Source organism: Kitasatospora sp. NPDC052868 (genome assembly GCF_044547105.1).
In the GTDB taxonomy this organism is placed as follows: domain Bacteria; phylum Actinomycetota; class Actinomycetes; order Streptomycetales; family Streptomycetaceae; genus Kitasatospora.
Genome location: NZ_JBITZW010000001.1, coordinates 638,851 through 654,821, shown reverse-complemented (window position 1 = coordinate 654,821; position 15,971 = coordinate 638,851). Strand labels below are relative to the sequence as shown.

16 protein-coding genes are annotated in these 15,971 nt (G+C 72.9%); 12 read left to right on the top strand and 4 right to left on the bottom strand.

The window, feature by feature from the left end; translation table 11 throughout:
- Nucleotides 1-298: 298 nt before the first annotated feature.
- Nucleotides 299-1,606: a YihY/virulence factor BrkB family protein gene (locus ACIGZJ_RS02875; RefSeq protein ID WP_396455584.1), complete on the bottom strand. Its 1,308-nt coding sequence runs from the start codon at nt 1,604-1,606 to the stop codon at nt 299-301.
- Nucleotides 1,607-1,782: 176 nt separating this feature from the next.
- Here ACIGZJ_RS02875 and ACIGZJ_RS02870 point away from each other — a divergent pair, with 176 nt between their 5' ends.
- The 11 genes from ACIGZJ_RS02870 (at nt 1,783) to ACIGZJ_RS02820 (ending at nt 11,791) form a co-directional block, all read left to right on the top strand.
- Nucleotides 1,783-1,866, top strand: coding sequence for a putative leader peptide (locus ACIGZJ_RS02870; RefSeq protein ID WP_353963037.1), 84 nt, complete (start codon nt 1,783-1,785; stop codon nt 1,864-1,866).
- A 199-nt stretch (nt 1,867-2,065) separates the two neighbouring features.
- The gene (locus ACIGZJ_RS02865) at nt 2,066-3,790 is read left to right on the top strand and encodes a nitrite/sulfite reductase (RefSeq protein ID WP_396455583.1); all 1,725 of its coding nucleotides are present in this window, start codon (nt 2,066-2,068) and stop codon (nt 3,788-3,790) included.
- A gap of 37 nt (nt 3,791-3,827) precedes the next feature.
- Nucleotides 3,828-4,007: a hypothetical protein gene (locus ACIGZJ_RS02860; RefSeq protein WP_392927922.1), complete on the top strand. Its 180-nt coding sequence runs from the start codon at nt 3,828-3,830 to the stop codon at nt 4,005-4,007.
- Nucleotides 3,988-4,689, top strand: coding sequence for a phosphoadenylyl-sulfate reductase (locus ACIGZJ_RS02855; protein WP_392927921.1), 702 nt, complete (start codon nt 3,988-3,990; stop codon nt 4,687-4,689). The genes ACIGZJ_RS02860 and ACIGZJ_RS02855 overlap by 20 nt, the downstream gene beginning before the upstream one ends.
- A gap of 71 nt (nt 4,690-4,760) precedes the next feature.
- Nucleotides 4,761-5,342, top strand: coding sequence for an adenylyl-sulfate kinase (gene cysC, locus ACIGZJ_RS02850; RefSeq protein ID WP_396455751.1), 582 nt, complete (start codon nt 4,761-4,763; stop codon nt 5,340-5,342).
- 17 nt (nt 5,343-5,359) lie between these two features.
- On the top strand, nt 5,360-6,295 hold the full coding sequence (cysD, locus tag ACIGZJ_RS02845) for a sulfate adenylyltransferase subunit CysD (protein WP_396455750.1): 936 nt from the start codon (nt 5,360-5,362) through the stop codon (nt 6,293-6,295).
- Entirely contained in the window at nt 6,296-7,642 is a 1,347-nt protein-coding gene (locus ACIGZJ_RS02840) for a sulfate adenylyltransferase subunit 1 (RefSeq protein WP_396455582.1), read from the top strand.
- A 267-nt stretch (nt 7,643-7,909) separates the two neighbouring features.
- Complete coding sequence (locus ACIGZJ_RS02835; RefSeq protein WP_396455581.1) at nt 7,910-9,082, top strand: aliphatic sulfonate ABC transporter substrate-binding protein; 1,173 nt, start codon at nt 7,910-7,912, stop codon at nt 9,080-9,082.
- A 211-nt stretch (nt 9,083-9,293) separates the two neighbouring features.
- Nucleotides 9,294-10,097, top strand: coding sequence for an ABC transporter ATP-binding protein (locus ACIGZJ_RS02830; RefSeq protein ID WP_396455580.1), 804 nt, complete (start codon nt 9,294-9,296; stop codon nt 10,095-10,097).
- Nucleotides 10,084-10,992 (top strand): ABC transporter permease, encoded by a 909-nt coding sequence (locus ACIGZJ_RS02825; RefSeq protein ID WP_396455579.1) that lies wholly within the window; start codon nt 10,084-10,086, stop codon nt 10,990-10,992. The genes ACIGZJ_RS02830 and ACIGZJ_RS02825 overlap by 14 nt, the downstream gene beginning before the upstream one ends.
- Nucleotides 10,993-11,002: 10 nt before the next feature.
- Nucleotides 11,003-11,791 (top strand): sirohydrochlorin chelatase, encoded by a 789-nt coding sequence (locus ACIGZJ_RS02820; RefSeq protein WP_396455578.1) that lies wholly within the window; start codon nt 11,003-11,005, stop codon nt 11,789-11,791.
- Between the two features lie 50 nt (nt 11,792-11,841).
- Here the strand turns inward: ACIGZJ_RS02820 and ACIGZJ_RS02815 are convergent, their stop codons facing one another.
- Nucleotides 11,842-12,921 (bottom strand): hypothetical protein, encoded by a 1,080-nt coding sequence (locus ACIGZJ_RS02815; RefSeq protein WP_396455577.1) that lies wholly within the window; start codon nt 12,919-12,921, stop codon nt 11,842-11,844.
- A 118-nt stretch (nt 12,922-13,039) separates the two neighbouring features.
- Here ACIGZJ_RS02815 and ACIGZJ_RS02810 point away from each other — a divergent pair, with 118 nt between their 5' ends.
- On the top strand, nt 13,040-13,888 hold the full coding sequence (locus tag ACIGZJ_RS02810) for a helix-turn-helix transcriptional regulator (protein ID WP_396455576.1): 849 nt from the start codon (nt 13,040-13,042) through the stop codon (nt 13,886-13,888).
- Nucleotides 13,889-13,911: 23 nt separating this feature from the next.
- Here ACIGZJ_RS02810 and ACIGZJ_RS02805 read toward each other — a convergent pair whose 3' ends face one another.
- A complete protein-coding gene (locus tag ACIGZJ_RS02805) occupies nt 13,912-14,700 on the bottom strand; it encodes a ricin-type beta-trefoil lectin domain protein (protein WP_396455575.1) in 789 nt (262 codons plus the stop codon).
- Between the two features lie 50 nt (nt 14,701-14,750).
- Nucleotides 14,751-15,473 carry a ricin-type beta-trefoil lectin domain protein gene (locus tag ACIGZJ_RS02800; RefSeq protein WP_396455574.1) on the bottom strand — a complete coding sequence of 241 codons (723 nt, stop codon included), beginning with the start codon at nt 15,471-15,473 and terminating at the stop codon, nt 14,751-14,753.
- Between the last annotated feature and the right edge of the window lie 498 nt (nt 15,474-15,971).

Genomic DNA, 15,971 nt, shown 5'->3' with positions numbered 1-15,971 from the left:
CGAACCTTGAGCGTCTCGGGTGGGTCAGCCGGCGGCCGGGTGGGAGAGGTGGTGTACGCGAGCGCTGCCCAGGGCAGCCGTGACGGCAGTGACAGCCACGAGGCTCACCTCCTGCTTCTCTCCTGGGCCGCGAAGGCGGCCCCCGAACCGAACTGTTCACACCGTAGCGGGCACCCCTGGGGCTGCCAACCGGTTTTTCACCTGCCGCTGCGCCACCGCACCCGGTCGCCCCGGCCCGCCCCGACCACCCCGTGCCCGAGCCGCCCCGTGCCGCGCCCGACCGCCCCGCGGCGGACTGCTACCGCTGGTCCCACGGCGGCCGCGGCGGGTGGCCCGGCACGGGGTAGTCCGGCATGTGGTAGTCGGGCGGCGGCACGGTCGGGCGGTCGCTGTCCGGCGGCGGCGGGGTCGGCCGGTGGTGCGGGCCGCCCCGGGCGGTGAGGCGGCCGCGGACGTTGTCGGCGGCCAGCACGTCGGCCCAGCGCTCGGGGTACTCCGAGGGGACGTCGGCGTCATCGCCCTCCTCCTCGTAGTACTCCTCCTCCGCGCCCTCGGCCAGGCCGAGCTCGCGCGCCCGCCGGGCCCGCTCGACGGCGCGCCGGGCGGCGACCTCGCGGACCACCGCCGCGGCCGCCTCCTCCTGCGCCCGCTCGTTCTCGGCGCGGGCGTCGGCGGTCTCCAGGGTGGGCCAGCGGCGGTCTATGGCGGCGTTCATGGCGGCGCCGATCAGTACCGCGATCGCGACCACGAAGATCCACAGCAGCACCGCGACCGGCGCGGCCAGCGAGCCGTACACCGAGTGGCCCTCGACCGAGCTGACCAGGTAGAGCCGCAGTGCCACACTGCAGAAGACCAGGACCACCAGGGCGACCAGCGCGCCGGGGATGTCCTCCCGCCAGGGCGTGGAGACGGGCACCGCGAGGTGGTAGAGCGTGGTCAGCGAGACGATCAGCAGCAGGATGGCGAACGGCCAGTAGACCGCGTTCACCAGCGTCGCGACCCCGGGCAGTGCGTTCAGCACCAGCCCCGGCCCGGCCAGCAGCAGCGGCAGCACCAGCGAGCCGATCACCAGCGCGCCGAGATAGAGGCCGAGCGACATCAGCCGGGTCTTGACGATGCCGCGCTTGCCGTCCAGCCCGTACATCACGGTGATGGTGTCGATGAAGATGTAGAGCGCGCGCGAGCCGGACCAGAGCGAGAGCAGGAAGCCGATCGAGATCAGGTCCGGCCGGGTGTGGTCGAAGACGTCGTTGAGCAGCGGCACCACGACGTCCTGGATGGACGACTCCGAGAGCACCGTCCCGGCTGCCGAGACGATGTCCGACTTGAGCTGGTCGATCGTCCCGGCCCCGAGGAACTCGTCCAGGTACCCGAGGGTGGCGGCGAGGCAGAGCAGCAGCGGCGGGATCGAGAGCAGGGTGAAGAACGCCGCCTCGGCGGCGAGGCCGGTGACCCGGTACTCGACGCAGGTGTTGGTGGTGTCCTTGACCAGCGCCCAGGCCGTACTGCGCCAGGTGACCTGCTTGACCGCGCGCCGGGAACCCCTGCCCCGACGCCGGGAGGACCGCTCGGGGCTGGGACTCGTCGTTTCGCCTGCTGGTTGCACAGGGCTAACGGTATCGGGCCGGGACCGGTCCGTTGATCTCCCGTGTCGCGGCCTGCCGCGGGGGGTCCGATCCGGCGAGCGGCGGGAACGCTCTGACATCTCGCCATGCGAAACCTTTACGTCCAGAATACGGACGTTAGTGGACCGCGAGTCGTGCGCCGTGCGAATCTCTTGCCATGCCTAGCGCCGGAACCACCCTGGTCGGTCGACTCCACGTCGATCTGCTTCGCGTGTCCAGCGCCATGTGTCCGGTGATCTGAGCCCCACCCCGCTGCCACCCACCGCACCCGGCGCCACCACCCCGCCCATCCCCGCTGACGCGGATGCGCAGGCGCCCGCCCGGCCCCGGTCTGCTCTCCCGGCCCCTGACAAACCAGCAGGTCACAGCAGCACCGTACCCGTCGAGCACGCCCAGCGACCAACCCGGCGCCAGAGCCACCTGCCACGAAGGACTTCACCATGGCCACCTCCCCCGAGACCGCCGAGCCCACGGCCGACCGCGCCGCCGCGCCGCGCCCGGCACCGGTCCGCAAGGCGACCCGGCACCGCGGCGAGGGCCAGTGGGGCGTGGGCCACTTCACTCCTCTGAACGCCAACGAGCAGTTCAAGAAGGACGATGACGGTCTCAATGTGCGGACACGCATTGAGACGATCTACGCGCACCGCGGCTTCGACTCGATCGACCCGGCCGACCTGCGCGGCCGGATGCGCTGGTGGGGTCTGTACACCCAGCGCAAGGAGGGCATCGACGGCGGCAAGACCGCGATCCTCGACCCGCACGAGCTGGACGCCGAGTACTTCATGCTCCGCGTCCGCATCGACGGCGGCCGGCTGACGGTCGCCCAGCTCAAGGCGATCGCCGAGGTCTCCGAGCTGTACGGCCGCAACACCGCCGACCTGACCGACCGGCAGAACGTCCAGTACCACTGGATCCGGATCGAGGACGTCCCGGCGATCTGGCAGAAGCTGGAGGCCGTCGGCCTGTCCACCACCGAGGCCTGCGGCGACACTCCGCGCGTCATCCTCGGCTCCCCGGTGGCCGGTGTCGCCGAGGACGAGATCATCGACGGCACCCCGGCCATCGAGGAGATCCAGCGCCGCTTCATCGGCAACAAGGACTTCTCCAACCTGCCGCGCAAGTTCAAGTCCGCCGTCTCCGGCTCCCCGCTGCTGGACGTCGCCCACGAGATCAACGACGTCGCCTTCGTCGGCGTCGTCCACCCCGAGCACGGCCCCGGCTTCGACCTCTGGGTCGGCGGCGGCCTCTCCACCAACCCCAAGCTCGGCGTGCGCCTGGGCGCCTGGGTCCCGCTGGACGAGGTCGCGGACGTCTACGGCGGCGTCATCGGGATCTTCCGCGACTACGGCTACCGCCGGCTGCGCAACCGCGCCCGGCTGAAGTTCCTGGTCGCCGACTGGGGCGTGGAGAAGTTCCGCCAGGTGCTGGAGGACGAGTACCTCAAGTACCAGCTGGTCGACGGCCCCGCGCCCGAGGAGCCCAGCGGCCGCTGGCGCGACCACGTCGGCGTGCACCGGCAGAAGGACGGCCGCTTCTACGTCGGCTTCGCGCCGCGCGTCGGCCGGGTCGACGGCAGGCTGCTCGGCGAGATCGCCGATCTCGCCGCCGCCCACGGCAGCGACCGGCTGCGCACCACCGCCGAGCAGAAGATGATCGTCCTCGACATCGCCGAGGACCGGGTCGAGTCGCTGGTGGCCGGCCTGGAGGCGCTGGACCTGCGGGTCACCCCGTCGCCGTTCCGGCGCGGCACCATGGCCTGCACCGGCATCGAGTACTGCAAGCTCGCCATCGTCGAGACCAAGGAGCGCGGCCGCACGCTCATCGACGAGCTGGAGAAGCGCCTCCCCGACTTCGAGGAGCCGCTGACCATCAACATCAACGGCTGCCCGAACGCCTGCGCCCGCATCCAGGTCGCCGACATCGGCCTCAAGGGCCAGCTGGTCACGGACGACAACGGCAACCAGGTCGAGGGCTACCAGGTACACCTGGGCGGCGCCCTGGGCCTGGAGGCCGGCTTCGGCCGCAAGGTCCGCGGGCTCAAGGTCACCAAGGACGGCCTGCCGGACTACGTCGAGCGCGTCCTGACCCGCTACCAGGCCGGCCGCACCGAGGGCGAGCGCTTCGCCCAGTGGGCGGCCCGGGTCGGCGAGGAGCAGCTGTCATGAGCGCACGAAGCGGACGCCGAGCGAACCGAGGTGGGCGATGAGCGAGCGCGCCGCACCGTTCTTCTGCCCGTACTGCGGGGACGAGGACCTGCGCCCCTCCGAGGCCGGACACGGCGCCTGGGAATGCCACGGGTGCCGCCGGGCCTTCCAGTTGAAGTTCCTCGGCCTGCTGTCGCCGACCAACGGGGGTAAGGCGCATGACCAGCACGACGACTGACCACCAGGCGCTCGCCGAGCGGGCCGCCCGCGAGCTGGAGGAGGCCACCGCCCAGGAGATCCTGGCGTGGGCGGCCGACACGTTCGGCAAGCGGTTCTGCGTCACCTCCTCCATGGAGGACGCGGTCGTGGCCCACCTGGCCTCCTCGGCCCTGCCCGGGGTGGACGTGGTGTTCCTCGACACCGGCTACCACTTCCCCGAGACCATCGGCACCCGGGACGCGGTGGCGGCGGTGATGCCGGTCAACGTCATCACCCTCAAGCCGCTGCAGACCGTGGCCGAGCAGGACGCCCAGTACGGGCCGAACCTGCACGACCGGGACCCGGACCTGTGCTGCTCGCTGCGCAAGGTCGAGCCGCTGAACCGCGGACTCGGCGGCTACGACGCCTGGGCCACCGGACTGCGCCGCGACGAGTCCCCCACCCGGGCCGGCACCCCGGTGGTCGCCTGGGACGCCAAGCGCCGCAAGGTCAAGATCGCCCCGATCGCCCGGTGGACCCAGGAGGACGTGGACGCCTACGTCAACGCCAACGGGGTCCTGCTCAACCCGCTGCTGTGGGAGGGCTACACCTCGGTCGGCTGCTCCCCGCTGTCCTGCACCCGCAAGCCCGCCGAGGGCGAGGACGCCCGGGCCGGCCGCTGGTCCGGCTCCGGCAAGACCGAGTGCGGCATCCACCTCTGACCCCCCGCCACCACCCGTTGATCCACCGTCAACACCCGTCTGGAGAACCCACCGTGAGCACAGCCACCACCCTGGCCGCCGACGGAGCCGCAGAGGCGGCCCCGCAGGCCGCCCCCTGCGAGCGCGGCGCCACCGTGTGGCTGACCGGGCTGCCGAGCGCCGGCAAGACCACGCTCGCCTTCGCCCTGGCCGAGCGGCTGCGCGCCGAGGGCCACCGGGTCGAGGTCCTGGACGGCGACGAGATCCGCGAGTTCCTCTCCAAGGGCCTCGGCTTCACCCGCGAGGACCGGCACACCAACGTGACCCGGATCGGCTTCGTCGCCGAGAAGCTCGCCGCCAACGGCGTCAAGGTGCTCGCCCCGGTGATCGCCCCCTACGCGGACTCCCGCACCGCCGTCCGCGAGCGGCACGCCGCCCACGGCACCGAGTTCCTGGAGATCCACGTCGCCACCCCGGTCGAGCTCTGCGCCGAGCGCGACGTCAAGGGCCTGTACGCCAAGCAGGCGGCCGGCGAGATCTCCGGCCTGACCGGTGTCGACGACCCGTACGAGGCCCCCGCCGACCCGGAGCTGCGCCTGCAGACCCAGGGCCGCGAGGTGACCGAGAGCGCCGCCGAACTCCACGCCTTCCTGACCGAGAGGGGCCTCGCGTGACCACCGCGACCGACAGCCTGGTCCACACCGACGACCCCGGCCACGGTTCACAGCGTCCCTTCGCACTGTCCCACCTGGACGTGCTGGAGGCCGAGTCGGTGCACATCTTCCGCGAGGTCGCGGGGGAGTTCGAACGCCCGGTGATCCTGTTCTCCGGCGGCAAGGACTCCATCGTCATGCTGCACCTGGCGCTCAAGGCCTTCCGGCCGGCCGCCATCCCGTTCTCGCTGCTGCACGTCGACACCGGCCACAACTTCCCCGAGGTGATCGCCTACCGCGACCGCGTCGCGGCCGAGCACAACCTGCGCCTGCACGTCGCCCACGTCCAGGACTTCATCGACGACGGCCGGCTGCGCGAGCGCCCCGACGGCACCCGCAACCCGCTGCAGACCGTGCCGCTGCTGGACGCCATCGAGAAGGGCCGCTTCGACGCCGTCTTCGGCGGCGGCCGCCGCGACGAGGAGAAGGCCCGCGCCAAGGAGCGCGTCTTCTCCCTGCGCGACGAGTTCGGCGCCTGGGACCCGCGCCGCCAGCGCCCCGAGCTGTGGTCGCTCTACAACGGCCGGCACGCCGTCGGCGAGCACGTACGGGTCTTCCCGCTCTCCAACTGGACCGAGCTGGACGTCTGGCAGTACATCGAGCGCGAGGGCATCGAGCTCCCGGAGATCTACTACGCCCACGAGCGCGACGTCTTCGCCCGCAGCGGCATGTGGCTGACCGCCGGCGAGTGGGGCGGCCCCAAGGCGAACGAGCCGGTCGAGCGGCGCCTGATCCGCTACCGCACGGTCGGCGACATGTCCTGCACCGGGGCCGTCGACTCCGACGCGGTGACCATCGCCGACGTCATCGCCGAGATCGCCGCCAGCCGCCTCACCGAGCGCGGCGCCACCCGGGCGGACGACAAGCTCTCCGAGGCCGCGATGGAAGACCGCAAGCGCGAGGGATACTTCTAAATGAGCACCACCACCGAGACCAGCGCCACCTCCCTGCTGCGCTTCGCCACCGCCGGCTCCGTCGACGACGGCAAGTCCACCCTGGTCGGCCGTCTGCTGCACGACTCCAAGTCGGTGCTGGTCGACCAGCTGGAGGCCGTCGAGCGCGTCTCCCTGAGCCGCGGCCAGGACGCGCCCGACCTCGCACTGCTCACCGACGGCCTGCGCGCCGAGCGCGAGCAGGGCATCACCATCGACGTGGCGTACCGCTACTTCGCCACCGCGCGGCGGCGGTTCATCCTCGCCGACACCCCCGGGCACGTGCAGTACACCCGGAACATGGTGACCGGCGCCTCCACCGCCGAACTCGCCGTGGTCCTGGTCGACGCCCGCAACGGCGTGGTCGAGCAGACCCGCCGACACGCCGCCGTCGCCGCGCTGCTGCGCGTGCCGCACGTCGTGCTGGCCGTCAACAAGATGGACCTCACCGAGTACGCGGAGCCCGTCTTCGCCGCCATCGCCGAGGAGTTCACCGCCTACGCCGCCTCGCTCGGCGTCAAGGACGTGGTCGCGATCCCGATCTCCGCACTCGCCGGGGACAACGTGGTCGAGCCCTCCGCCCACATGGACTGGTACGGCGGCCCGACGCTGCTGGAGCACCTGGAGACGGTGGCCGTCGACGGCGACCCGAGCGAGGAGCCGGCCCGCTTCCCGGTCCAGTACGTGATCCGCCCGCAGACCGAGGAGCACCCCGACTACCGCGGCTACGCCGGGCAGTTGGCCTCCGGCGTGCTGCGCGTCGGGGACAGGGTGACGGTGCTGCCCTCCGGCCACACCACCACCGTCGCCGGCATCGACGCGCTCGGCCGGGAGACCGACGTCGCCTGGGCCCCCCAGTCGGTCACCGTCCGCCTCGCCGAGGACATCGACATCTCCCGCGGCGACCTGATCGCGGCCGGCCCCGCCCCGACGCCCGTCAAGGACGTCACCGCGACCGTCTGCCACCTGCACGAGCGCCCGCTGCGCGCCGGTGACAAGGTGCTGCTCAAGCACACCACCCGCACGGTCCGGGCGCTGGTCAAGGAGATCTCCTACCGGATCGACATCACTGCGCCCATCGAGGAGGGGGGCCTCGAACAGCGCCCCGCCCCCGAGGGGTTGAGCGTCAACGACATCGGCCACGTGGTGCTGCGCACCGCCGAGCCGCTCTCGCTCGACGACTACTCCGCCAACCGCCGGACCGGCTCGTTCCTGCTGATCGACCCGGCCGACGGCACCACCCTCACCGCCGGCATGGCGGGCGAGGCATTCGCGTCGGTACCCGGTACCGACGCACCCGACGCACCCCACGAGGAGGACTGGGTCTGATGCCCAGCGAGGCGTTCTCGGGCATGGACAAGGAAGGCGGCCGCATCGGCAGCGGCGTCCTCGGCAGCGGCCAGGGCGGCCTGACGCGATGTGTGGGCCGACAGGGCTGAGAACGCCCTGTCACCGGGCCGGCCGCTGTCCCACCCCACAGCTGGTACAGCACGCCGACCCGGCTTGCCCGGCATCCCCCGATGCCGCAAGCACAACCCGACCGACTTCCGCCCCGAGGCCGCCTCCTGACGGTCCGTCCGCGAACAGGACTCCACCATGGCATCGACCCAGGCACTCCCGCACGACCCCGCACCGCATAGCCCCGCACGCCCGGCCTCCGGTCGGATCAGACGCTCCGCCGCGGCCGCCGTCGCCGGTCTCACCGCCGTGGCCCTGCTCTCGGCCTGCGGCTACGGCTCGAAGAGCGACGACAAGAAGTCCAACACCGCGGCCCCGGCCGGTGATTCCGCCTCCGGCGCGAAGCTCTCCGCCGACACCGTCAGGATCGGCTACTTCGCCAACCTGACCCACGGCACCCCGCTGGTCGGGCTCCAGGAGGGCCTCATCCAGAAGGAGCTGGGCGCCACCCAGGTCAAGACCCAGATCTTCAACGCGGGCCCGGCGGAGATCGAGGCGCTGAACGCCGACTCGATCGACATCGGCTGGATCGGCCCCTCCCCCGCGATCAACGGCTTCACCAAGTCCGAGGGCAAGTCGCTGAAGATCATCAGCGGTTCGGCCTCCGGCGGCGTCAAGCTCGTGGTCAACCCGGACAAGATCGGGTCGCTGGACGACCTCAAGGGCAAGAAGATCGCCACCCCGCAGCTGGGCAACACCCAGGACGTGGCGCTGCTCAACTACCTGGCCGGCAAGGGCTACAAGGTGGACGCGCAGTCCGGCGCCGGCGACGTCTCGGTGGTCCGCACCGACAACAAGGTCACCCCGGACGCCTACAAGCAGGGCTCGATCGACGGCGCCTGGGTGCCCGAGCCCACCGCCTCCAAGCTGGTCACCCTCGGTGCGAAGGTCCTGCTCAACGAGAAGGACGTCTGGCCGGACAAGAAGTTCGTGATCACCAACATCATCGTCTCGCAGAAGTTCCTCAGCGCGCACCCCGACGTGGTGGAGGCCGTCCTGCGGGGCTCGGTGAACACCAACGCGTTCATCAAGGCCAACCCGGACAAGGCCAAGAGCGACGCCAACGAGGCCATCAAGAAGGAGGCCGGCAACGCCCTGGAGCCCGCCGTCCTCGACCCGGCCTGGCAGGACATCGACTTCCTCGACGACCCGCTGGCCGACACCCTTCAGGCGGAGGCGGACCACGCGGTGACCGCGGGCCTGCTCAAGAAGCCGAACCTGAACGGGATCTACGACCTGACCCTGCTCAACAAGGTGCTCAAGGCCAAGGGTCAGAGCGCTGTGGCGGACGCCGGACTCGGCACCAAGTAGCGCCCCGCACCACCGCGTAGCCGCGCCCCAAGCTCCGCGGTCCGGCTCCCCGCCCGCCCTGTCGATGCCCAGTCGATGCCCCGAGCACGGGGCGGGCGGGGCCGGACCCCGGCCCCACGTCGCCACCCCTCCCCGCCCCCGACGGGCCGGAGGACCCATGACCGCCCCCGGCCCCGGTCGGGAGGTGCTCCCAGATGCAGGAGGTGCCCGGATGACCCCGGCACTGACCACCTCGGAAGACGCCGTCGGCGTCGACGCCCGCGGCGGCTCGCCCGCCGTCCGGATCTCGCACGTGCACAAGTCCTTCGGCCGCCCCGGCTCGGCGACCCCCGTCCTGGACGACATCACCCTCGATGTCGCACCGGGCGAGTTCGTCACCCTGCTCGGCGCCTCGGGCTGCGGCAAGTCCACCCTGCTCAACCTGGTCGCCGGACTCGACCAGCCCACCGCGGGCTCGATCGAGGTGACCGGGGGTCGCCCCGCGCTGATGTTCCAGGAGCACGCGCTGTTCCCCTGGCTCACGGCCGGCAAGAACATCGAACTCGCCCTGCGGCTGGCCGGCGTGGCCCGCCCCGAGCGGAAGGCCGAGGCCGAGCGGCTGCTCGAACTCGTCCGCCTCCAGGGCTCCTACGGCAAGCGCGTGCACGAGCTGTCCGGCGGTATGCGCCAGCGCGTCGCGATGGCCCGCGCGCTCGCCCAGGGCGGCTCGGTGCTGCTGATGGACGAGCCGTTCGCCGCACTCGACGCCATCACCCGGGACGTCCTGCACGACGAGATCACCCGGATCTGGGCCGAGCGCAAGCTCACCGTCCTGTTCGTCACCCACAACGTGCGCGAGGCCGTCCGGCTCGCCCAGCGCGTCGTCCTGCTCTCCTCGCGCCCCGGCCGGGTCGCCCGCGAGTGGCGGATCGACCTGCCGCAGCCGCGCCGCATCGAGTCCACCGGCGTCGCCGACCTGTCCATCGAGATCACCGAAGAACTGCGTGGGGAGATCCGCCGCCATGGCCAGCACTGACACCACCCCGGTGATGGACAAGCGCCCCTCCACCGGCACCGACTCGGCCGACGTCGGAGCGGGCCTGGACGCGCTGGAGTCCGTCACGGCGCAGCACAGCTCCTTCGCCGAGGTGTTCCGCCAGAAGGCCCTGCCGCCGCTGCTCGGCGTGCTGCTGGTGCTCGCCGTCTGGCAGGGCGCGTACAGCCTGCACGTCACCACCGCCTACAAGCTGCCCAGCCCGGCCGACGTCTGGAGCGCCGCCGGGGACCTCTGGAGCGCCGGCACGCTGTTCTCGATCATCTGGACCAGCGTCTGGCGCGGCCTGTCCGGCTTCCTGATAGCCGTCCTCATCGGCACCCCGATCGGCCTGGTGGTCTCCCGGGTCAAGCCGGTGCGGGCCGCGCTCGGACCGGTGCTGTCCGGTCTGCAGTCGCTGCCCTCGGTCGCCTGGGTGCCGGCCGCCGTCATCTGGCTCGGCATCAACGACCAGATGATGTACGCGGTGATCCTGCTCGGCGCCGTCCCCTCCATCGCCAACGGCCTGGTGGCCGGCATCGACCAGGTGCCGCCGCTGTTCCTGCGCGCCGGGCGGACCATCGGTGCCACCGGCCTGTCCGGCGCCCGGCACATCCTGCTGCCGGCCGCGCTGCCCGGCTACCTGGCCGGCCTCAAGCAGGGCTGGGCGTTCTCCTGGCGCTCGCTGATGGCCGCCGAACTCGTCGCCTCCTCCCCCGACCTGGGCCTGGGCCTGGGCCGGTACCTGGAGAACCAGCGCGAGTTCTCCGACATGGCCGGCGTGCTGCTCGGCATCATCCTCATCCTGTTCGTCGGGATCGCCATCGAACTGCTGGTGTTCACCCCGATCGAGCGCCGGGTGCTGCGCAACCGCGGCCTGCTGGCCGCCGTCAGGTAGGACTCCCCTCATGTACGACCGCCGGCCGTCCACCGCTCCCGCCACCCCGGTGGCGGCGGGCGGCCCCGCCCTGCTGCTGATCGCCCACGGCAGCCGGGACCCTCGGCACGCCGCGACGGTGGCCGCGCTGGTCCACGAGGTCCGGGCGCTGCGGCCCGGGCTCGACATCGCCACCGCGTACCTGGACCACTGCGCCCCGCGGATCCCGCAGGTCGTCTCCCGGCTCTCCGACGCCGTGGCGGTGCCGCTGCTCCTCAACCGGGCGTTCCACGCCAAGCACGACATCCCCGCCGCGCTGCGCGCGACCGGCGCCGGCCTGCCGGTCGCGGACGTGCTCGGGCCCTCCCCGCTGCTGCTCGCCGCGCTGGACCGCCGCCTCGCCGAGGCCGGGCTGGAGGTCTCCTCCCCCGCCGTCCGGGCCCGCACCGGTGTGGTGCTGGCCGCGGCCGGCTCCTCCGACCCGGCCGCCGACGCCGCCACCCGGGCGCTCGCCGCCGAGTGGCGCCGCACCCGCGGCTGGGCCGCGGCCGAGGTCGCCTACGCCTCCGCCGCCGGACCGCGGGTGCCCGAGGCCGTCGCCGCGCTGCGCCGCGACCCGGCGGTCGACCGGGTCGCCGTCGCCCCCTACCTGCTGGCCCCCGGGCTGCTGCCCGACCGGATCGCCGACGGGGCCCGCGACGCCGACCTCCTCGCCGCCGTCCTCGGCGCCGCCCCCGAGCTCGCCCGCCTCCTGCTGACCCGCTACGACCAGGCGCGTCTGGTCTCCGCCACCACCGCGGCCCCGGCCCTGACCGCCTGAGCCGGGCCCGCCCCCGTCCCGGCGTGGGAGCGGGGGCGGGCCCGGTCGGGTCAGATCCTGCGCAGGGTGAAGGTGTCCGCCGGGGTGCCGGCGATGAGCAGGTCGAGGCGGCCGGAGAGCTGGTAGGTGCTGCCGCCGGGCCCCGGGGTGAGGGCGGTGGGCACCCGGTCGGCGGAGGGACGGACGGCGGTGAGGCGGGCGGTCCGCCAGTGGTCGTCGGAGCGGAGCTCGACCTCGGCGTCGCGGCCCGTGCCGCCGAAGTCGTTGGTCACCCCCGCGATGCCGCCGTCCGGGCGGCCGAGCAGGCCGTCGAGGTGGACCAGTGCCCCCGCATCACCGCCGAGCACCTCGATCCGGCGCAGGCCCTCGGGCCGGTGGACCGGGAGCTGCCACAGCGTCCCGTCCTCCCAGGTGCCGAGGACCAGCCGGCCGTCCCGGTAGACGATGCCGTTGAGGCCGTAGCCGCCGGGCTTCGGCGCCAGCCGGTCGTCACGGACCAGCACGGAGGCGGCGCCGTCCACCCCGACCCGGTACACGATCGGCGCGAAGGAGTCGGTGACGTACGCCGTCCCGTCCGGGCCGAAGGCGAGGTCGTTGGCCGCGTGCGGGCCGCCGTCGCCCGCGACCGCCGCGAGGTCGGTGTAGAAGATCCGGCGCCCGGTCTCCAGGTCGTACGCGCCGACCCCGGCGGTCCGGCCGGTCGTGGCGGGGGTGCTGCGGGCGCCGGCCCCGTTGTCGAGGTTGGCCAGCAGGACGCGCCCGCGGGCCGCGTCCACGTGCAGGCCGGCGACCTGCACCAGGCGGCCCGGGTCGTCGACCAGCGTGCGGACCGAGCCGTCCGGGCGGACCACCGAGACGGTGCCGCGCTCCATCGAGCCGACCAGGAACCGCCGGCGGTCCTGGTCCCAGCTCGCCCCCTCCGGGGTCAGCCGCGGTGCGCGGCCCTCGATCACGGCCGGGGCCCGGCCAGACCCGGCCCCCGGCCCGGCCGCGGCGGCGGGCAGCGAGCCGGCGGTGCCGAGCAGGACGGCCGCCGCCGCGGCGGCGAGCAGCGCCCGGCGGCCCGGGATGCCCGTGAGGCCCGCGCGACCCGGGAGGTGCCGACGGCTCTGGTGGTTCTGACGGTTCATTGGAGAATCCCCCTGTGAGGTGGAGCGACCAGCTGAGGGCTCCAGCCTCGCGGGGCGGGGCGGCACGCGGCAGTGCGTGCGGATACTGGCAGTCCGACTACCAGGAAGGGGCCGGGGAATGACCGACACGGAGGTCCGCCGGAAGGCGCTTTCGGGCTTTCTGCGCAGCCGGCGGGCCCGGCTGACGCCGGAGGACGTCGGGATGGCACCGGGGGTGCGGCGGCGGACCCCGGGGCTGCGGCGGGAGGAGCTGGCCGTGCTCGCCGGGGTCGGGGTGACCTGGTACACCTGGCTGGAACAGGGCCGGGCCATCAACCCGTCCCCGGAGGTGCTCAGCAGTCTGGCCCGCACCCTGCGGCTGGACCGGGCCGAGACGGCCTACCTGTTCCGGCTGGCCGGGAGCGAGCCCCGGGAGGGCGCCGCTCAGGTGCCGGCCGAGGTGCCGGCGCCCCTGCTGCGCCTGATGCACGCACAGTGGCCCGCACCGGCCCTCGTGACGGACGCGGACTGGGACGTCCGGGCGTGGAACCCGAGCGCCGAGGCGCTGTTCGAACTGGCAGGCCTCGCGCCGGAGGACCGCAACCTGGTCCGGGTGGTGTTCGGCAACCGTCTCCACCGGACCAGGACCGTCGACTGGGAGCTGCACGCCCGCCGGTTCCTCGGGGAGCTGCGGTCGGCGTACGCGGAGCGCGGCGGCGAGGGAGACGCGGCGGGGCTGCGGCTGGCACGGCTGATCGCCTGGGTGCGGGCGGAGTTCCCGGAGACGGAGCGCTGGCTGGACGAGCACCGGGTGCAGGAGCGGGCGGGGGCGCAGAAGGACCTGCTGCACGAGGAGGTGGGACTGCTGCGGACCGATCAGCTGGTGCTGCGGGCCCCGGACGGGCTGCAGCTGCTGGTCCTGTCACCACGGGACGCGGAGACCGGGGAGCGCCTGCGCAGGCTCGCCCCGGCCGCCGCGACCGTGTGACCTCGTCGCCTTGCGGCCACGCGTCAGGCGGGCAGGTGCCAGACCTGGTTGGCGTAGCCGTTGCAGTCCCAGATGCCCAGCTGGTTGCCGTTGGTGGTGGAGAAGCCGAGGTCGTCCAGGCAGCGGCCGGACTGCGGGTTGAGGATCGACCCGTCAGCGCGGACCTGCCACTGCTGCGCGCCGGTGCCGTTGCAGTCGTAGGTCTGCACCACGGTGGCATTGCCGGTGCCGCCGCCCTTGACGTCCAGGCACTTGCCGAGGGCGCGCAGGGTGCCGTCGGCGCCGATCTTCCACGCCTGGCTGGTGTTGCCGAGGCAGTCCCAGATCTGGACGGGGGTGCCGTTGGCGTTGCTGCCACCGCGTACGTCCACGCACTTGTTCGCGTAGCCGCTGATCTGGCCGACCGGGCCGGCCGGCACCGCGGAGCCCAGCACGACCTGCCCGTAGGAGGCCATGGACAGGCTGAAGCACGGCGCGAACGTGGTCCCGTTGCCGGTGACCCAGCCGCTCGTGGTTCCCAACCAGGTCTGGCTGGTGCCGTCCCAGCCCTGACACCAGGCCGCGACCCGCCAGGTCTGCATGGGGTCCATGCCGGAACAGGTGCCGATGGCCCGGTCTCCCGCCAGGGTGACGGTACAGCCGCCGGTGACGGCCTGGGTGCCGGCGGCCTGCGCCTCGGCCTGCGTGACGGCTGCCGGGGCGGCGGCCTGCGTGGCGGCCTGCGGTACAGGTTGGGCGTTGGCGGCCGGCGCCGCGAGTGCGGCGGCTCCGGCGAGCAGGACGGTGGCGAACACGGCTGCGATGCGGCGCATCGGGGAGATCCTCTCTAGGGGGTGGTCCGGTCGGTTCGGTTGCCGTGCCGTCAGGCCGGGACGCTCCAGACCTGGTTGGCGGCGCCGTTGCAGTCCCAGATGCCGAGCTGGTTGCCGTTGGCGGTGGAGAAGCCGAGGTCGTCCAGGCAGCGGCCGGACTGCGGGTTGAGGATCGACCCGTCGGCGCGGACCTGCCACTGCTGGGCGCCGGTGCCGTTGCAGCTGTAGAGCTGGACCTTGGTGCCGTTGGTGGTGTTGCCGCCGCTGACGTCCATGCACTTGCCGAGGGCCCGGATGGTCCCGTCGGTGGCGATCTTCCACTGCTGGGCGGTGGTGCCGTTGCAGTCGTAGATCTGGACGGGGGTGCGGTCGCCGTTGCTCGCGCCCTTCACGTCCACGCACTTGCTCGCGTAGCCGCTGATCTGGCCGACCGGGCCGGCGGGCTCCGGCGGGAGCTTGGCGCCGTAGACGATGTTCGGGAACCACACGGTCTCGTTGATGCCGCACGTGGCGACGGCCGTGCCGGAGCCGAGCACGGTGCCACTGAAGGTCGGACGGGAGAACCGCACCGTGTGGTCGGCGTTCCAGTACTCGCAGCTGGCCGAGACCCACCAGGTCTGCAGCGGGTCGATGCCGGAACAGGTGCCGATGGCGTTCCAGGCGGAGGCGTACGCGGTGCAGCCTCCGGCCGCCTGGGCGGTGGTGGCGGGCGTGACCAGCGCGGCGGCGCTTGCGATCAGTGAGGTGGCCAGTACTGCGGCGGTACGACGCATCGGGAAGGTCCTTCCGAAGACGGGAGCCGTAGGGGGCCCGCACGCTGTCACCGTGTTGTGACGGTGTGACAGATGTGCGGGACGCGTGAAAGCTTCTGGGGAAGGTGTGATGGTCGTCAACCAGTTGACGGATATCCGCCAACGCTCCGTTCACGGATCAGGATCGGCCACAGCCGGGGACGGACCGGCCCCGAGCAGCGCACCGACCGCCGGCGCCGGGCCCGACCAGGCGCGGCGATCCCCGCCCGATGCGACCGGAAAGAGTACGACGCCCGCCGGATTACGGACGTCCGGCGGAGGCCGGGTGGCCGAAATGGCGCGTACATGCAAAGTCAGCCGGTGGGGCCCGGTACGCCCGGAGCCGGCGGACGAAGAGGTGCCGACGGACGAAAAACGGCGGCGGGGGGCCGCCCGGGGGGGGGCGGGCCCCCCCCCCGGGGGGGCGGGCCGGGGTGTGAGTGGGTGGTGGGGGGCGGGCGACCGGGGGGGGTGGGTGGG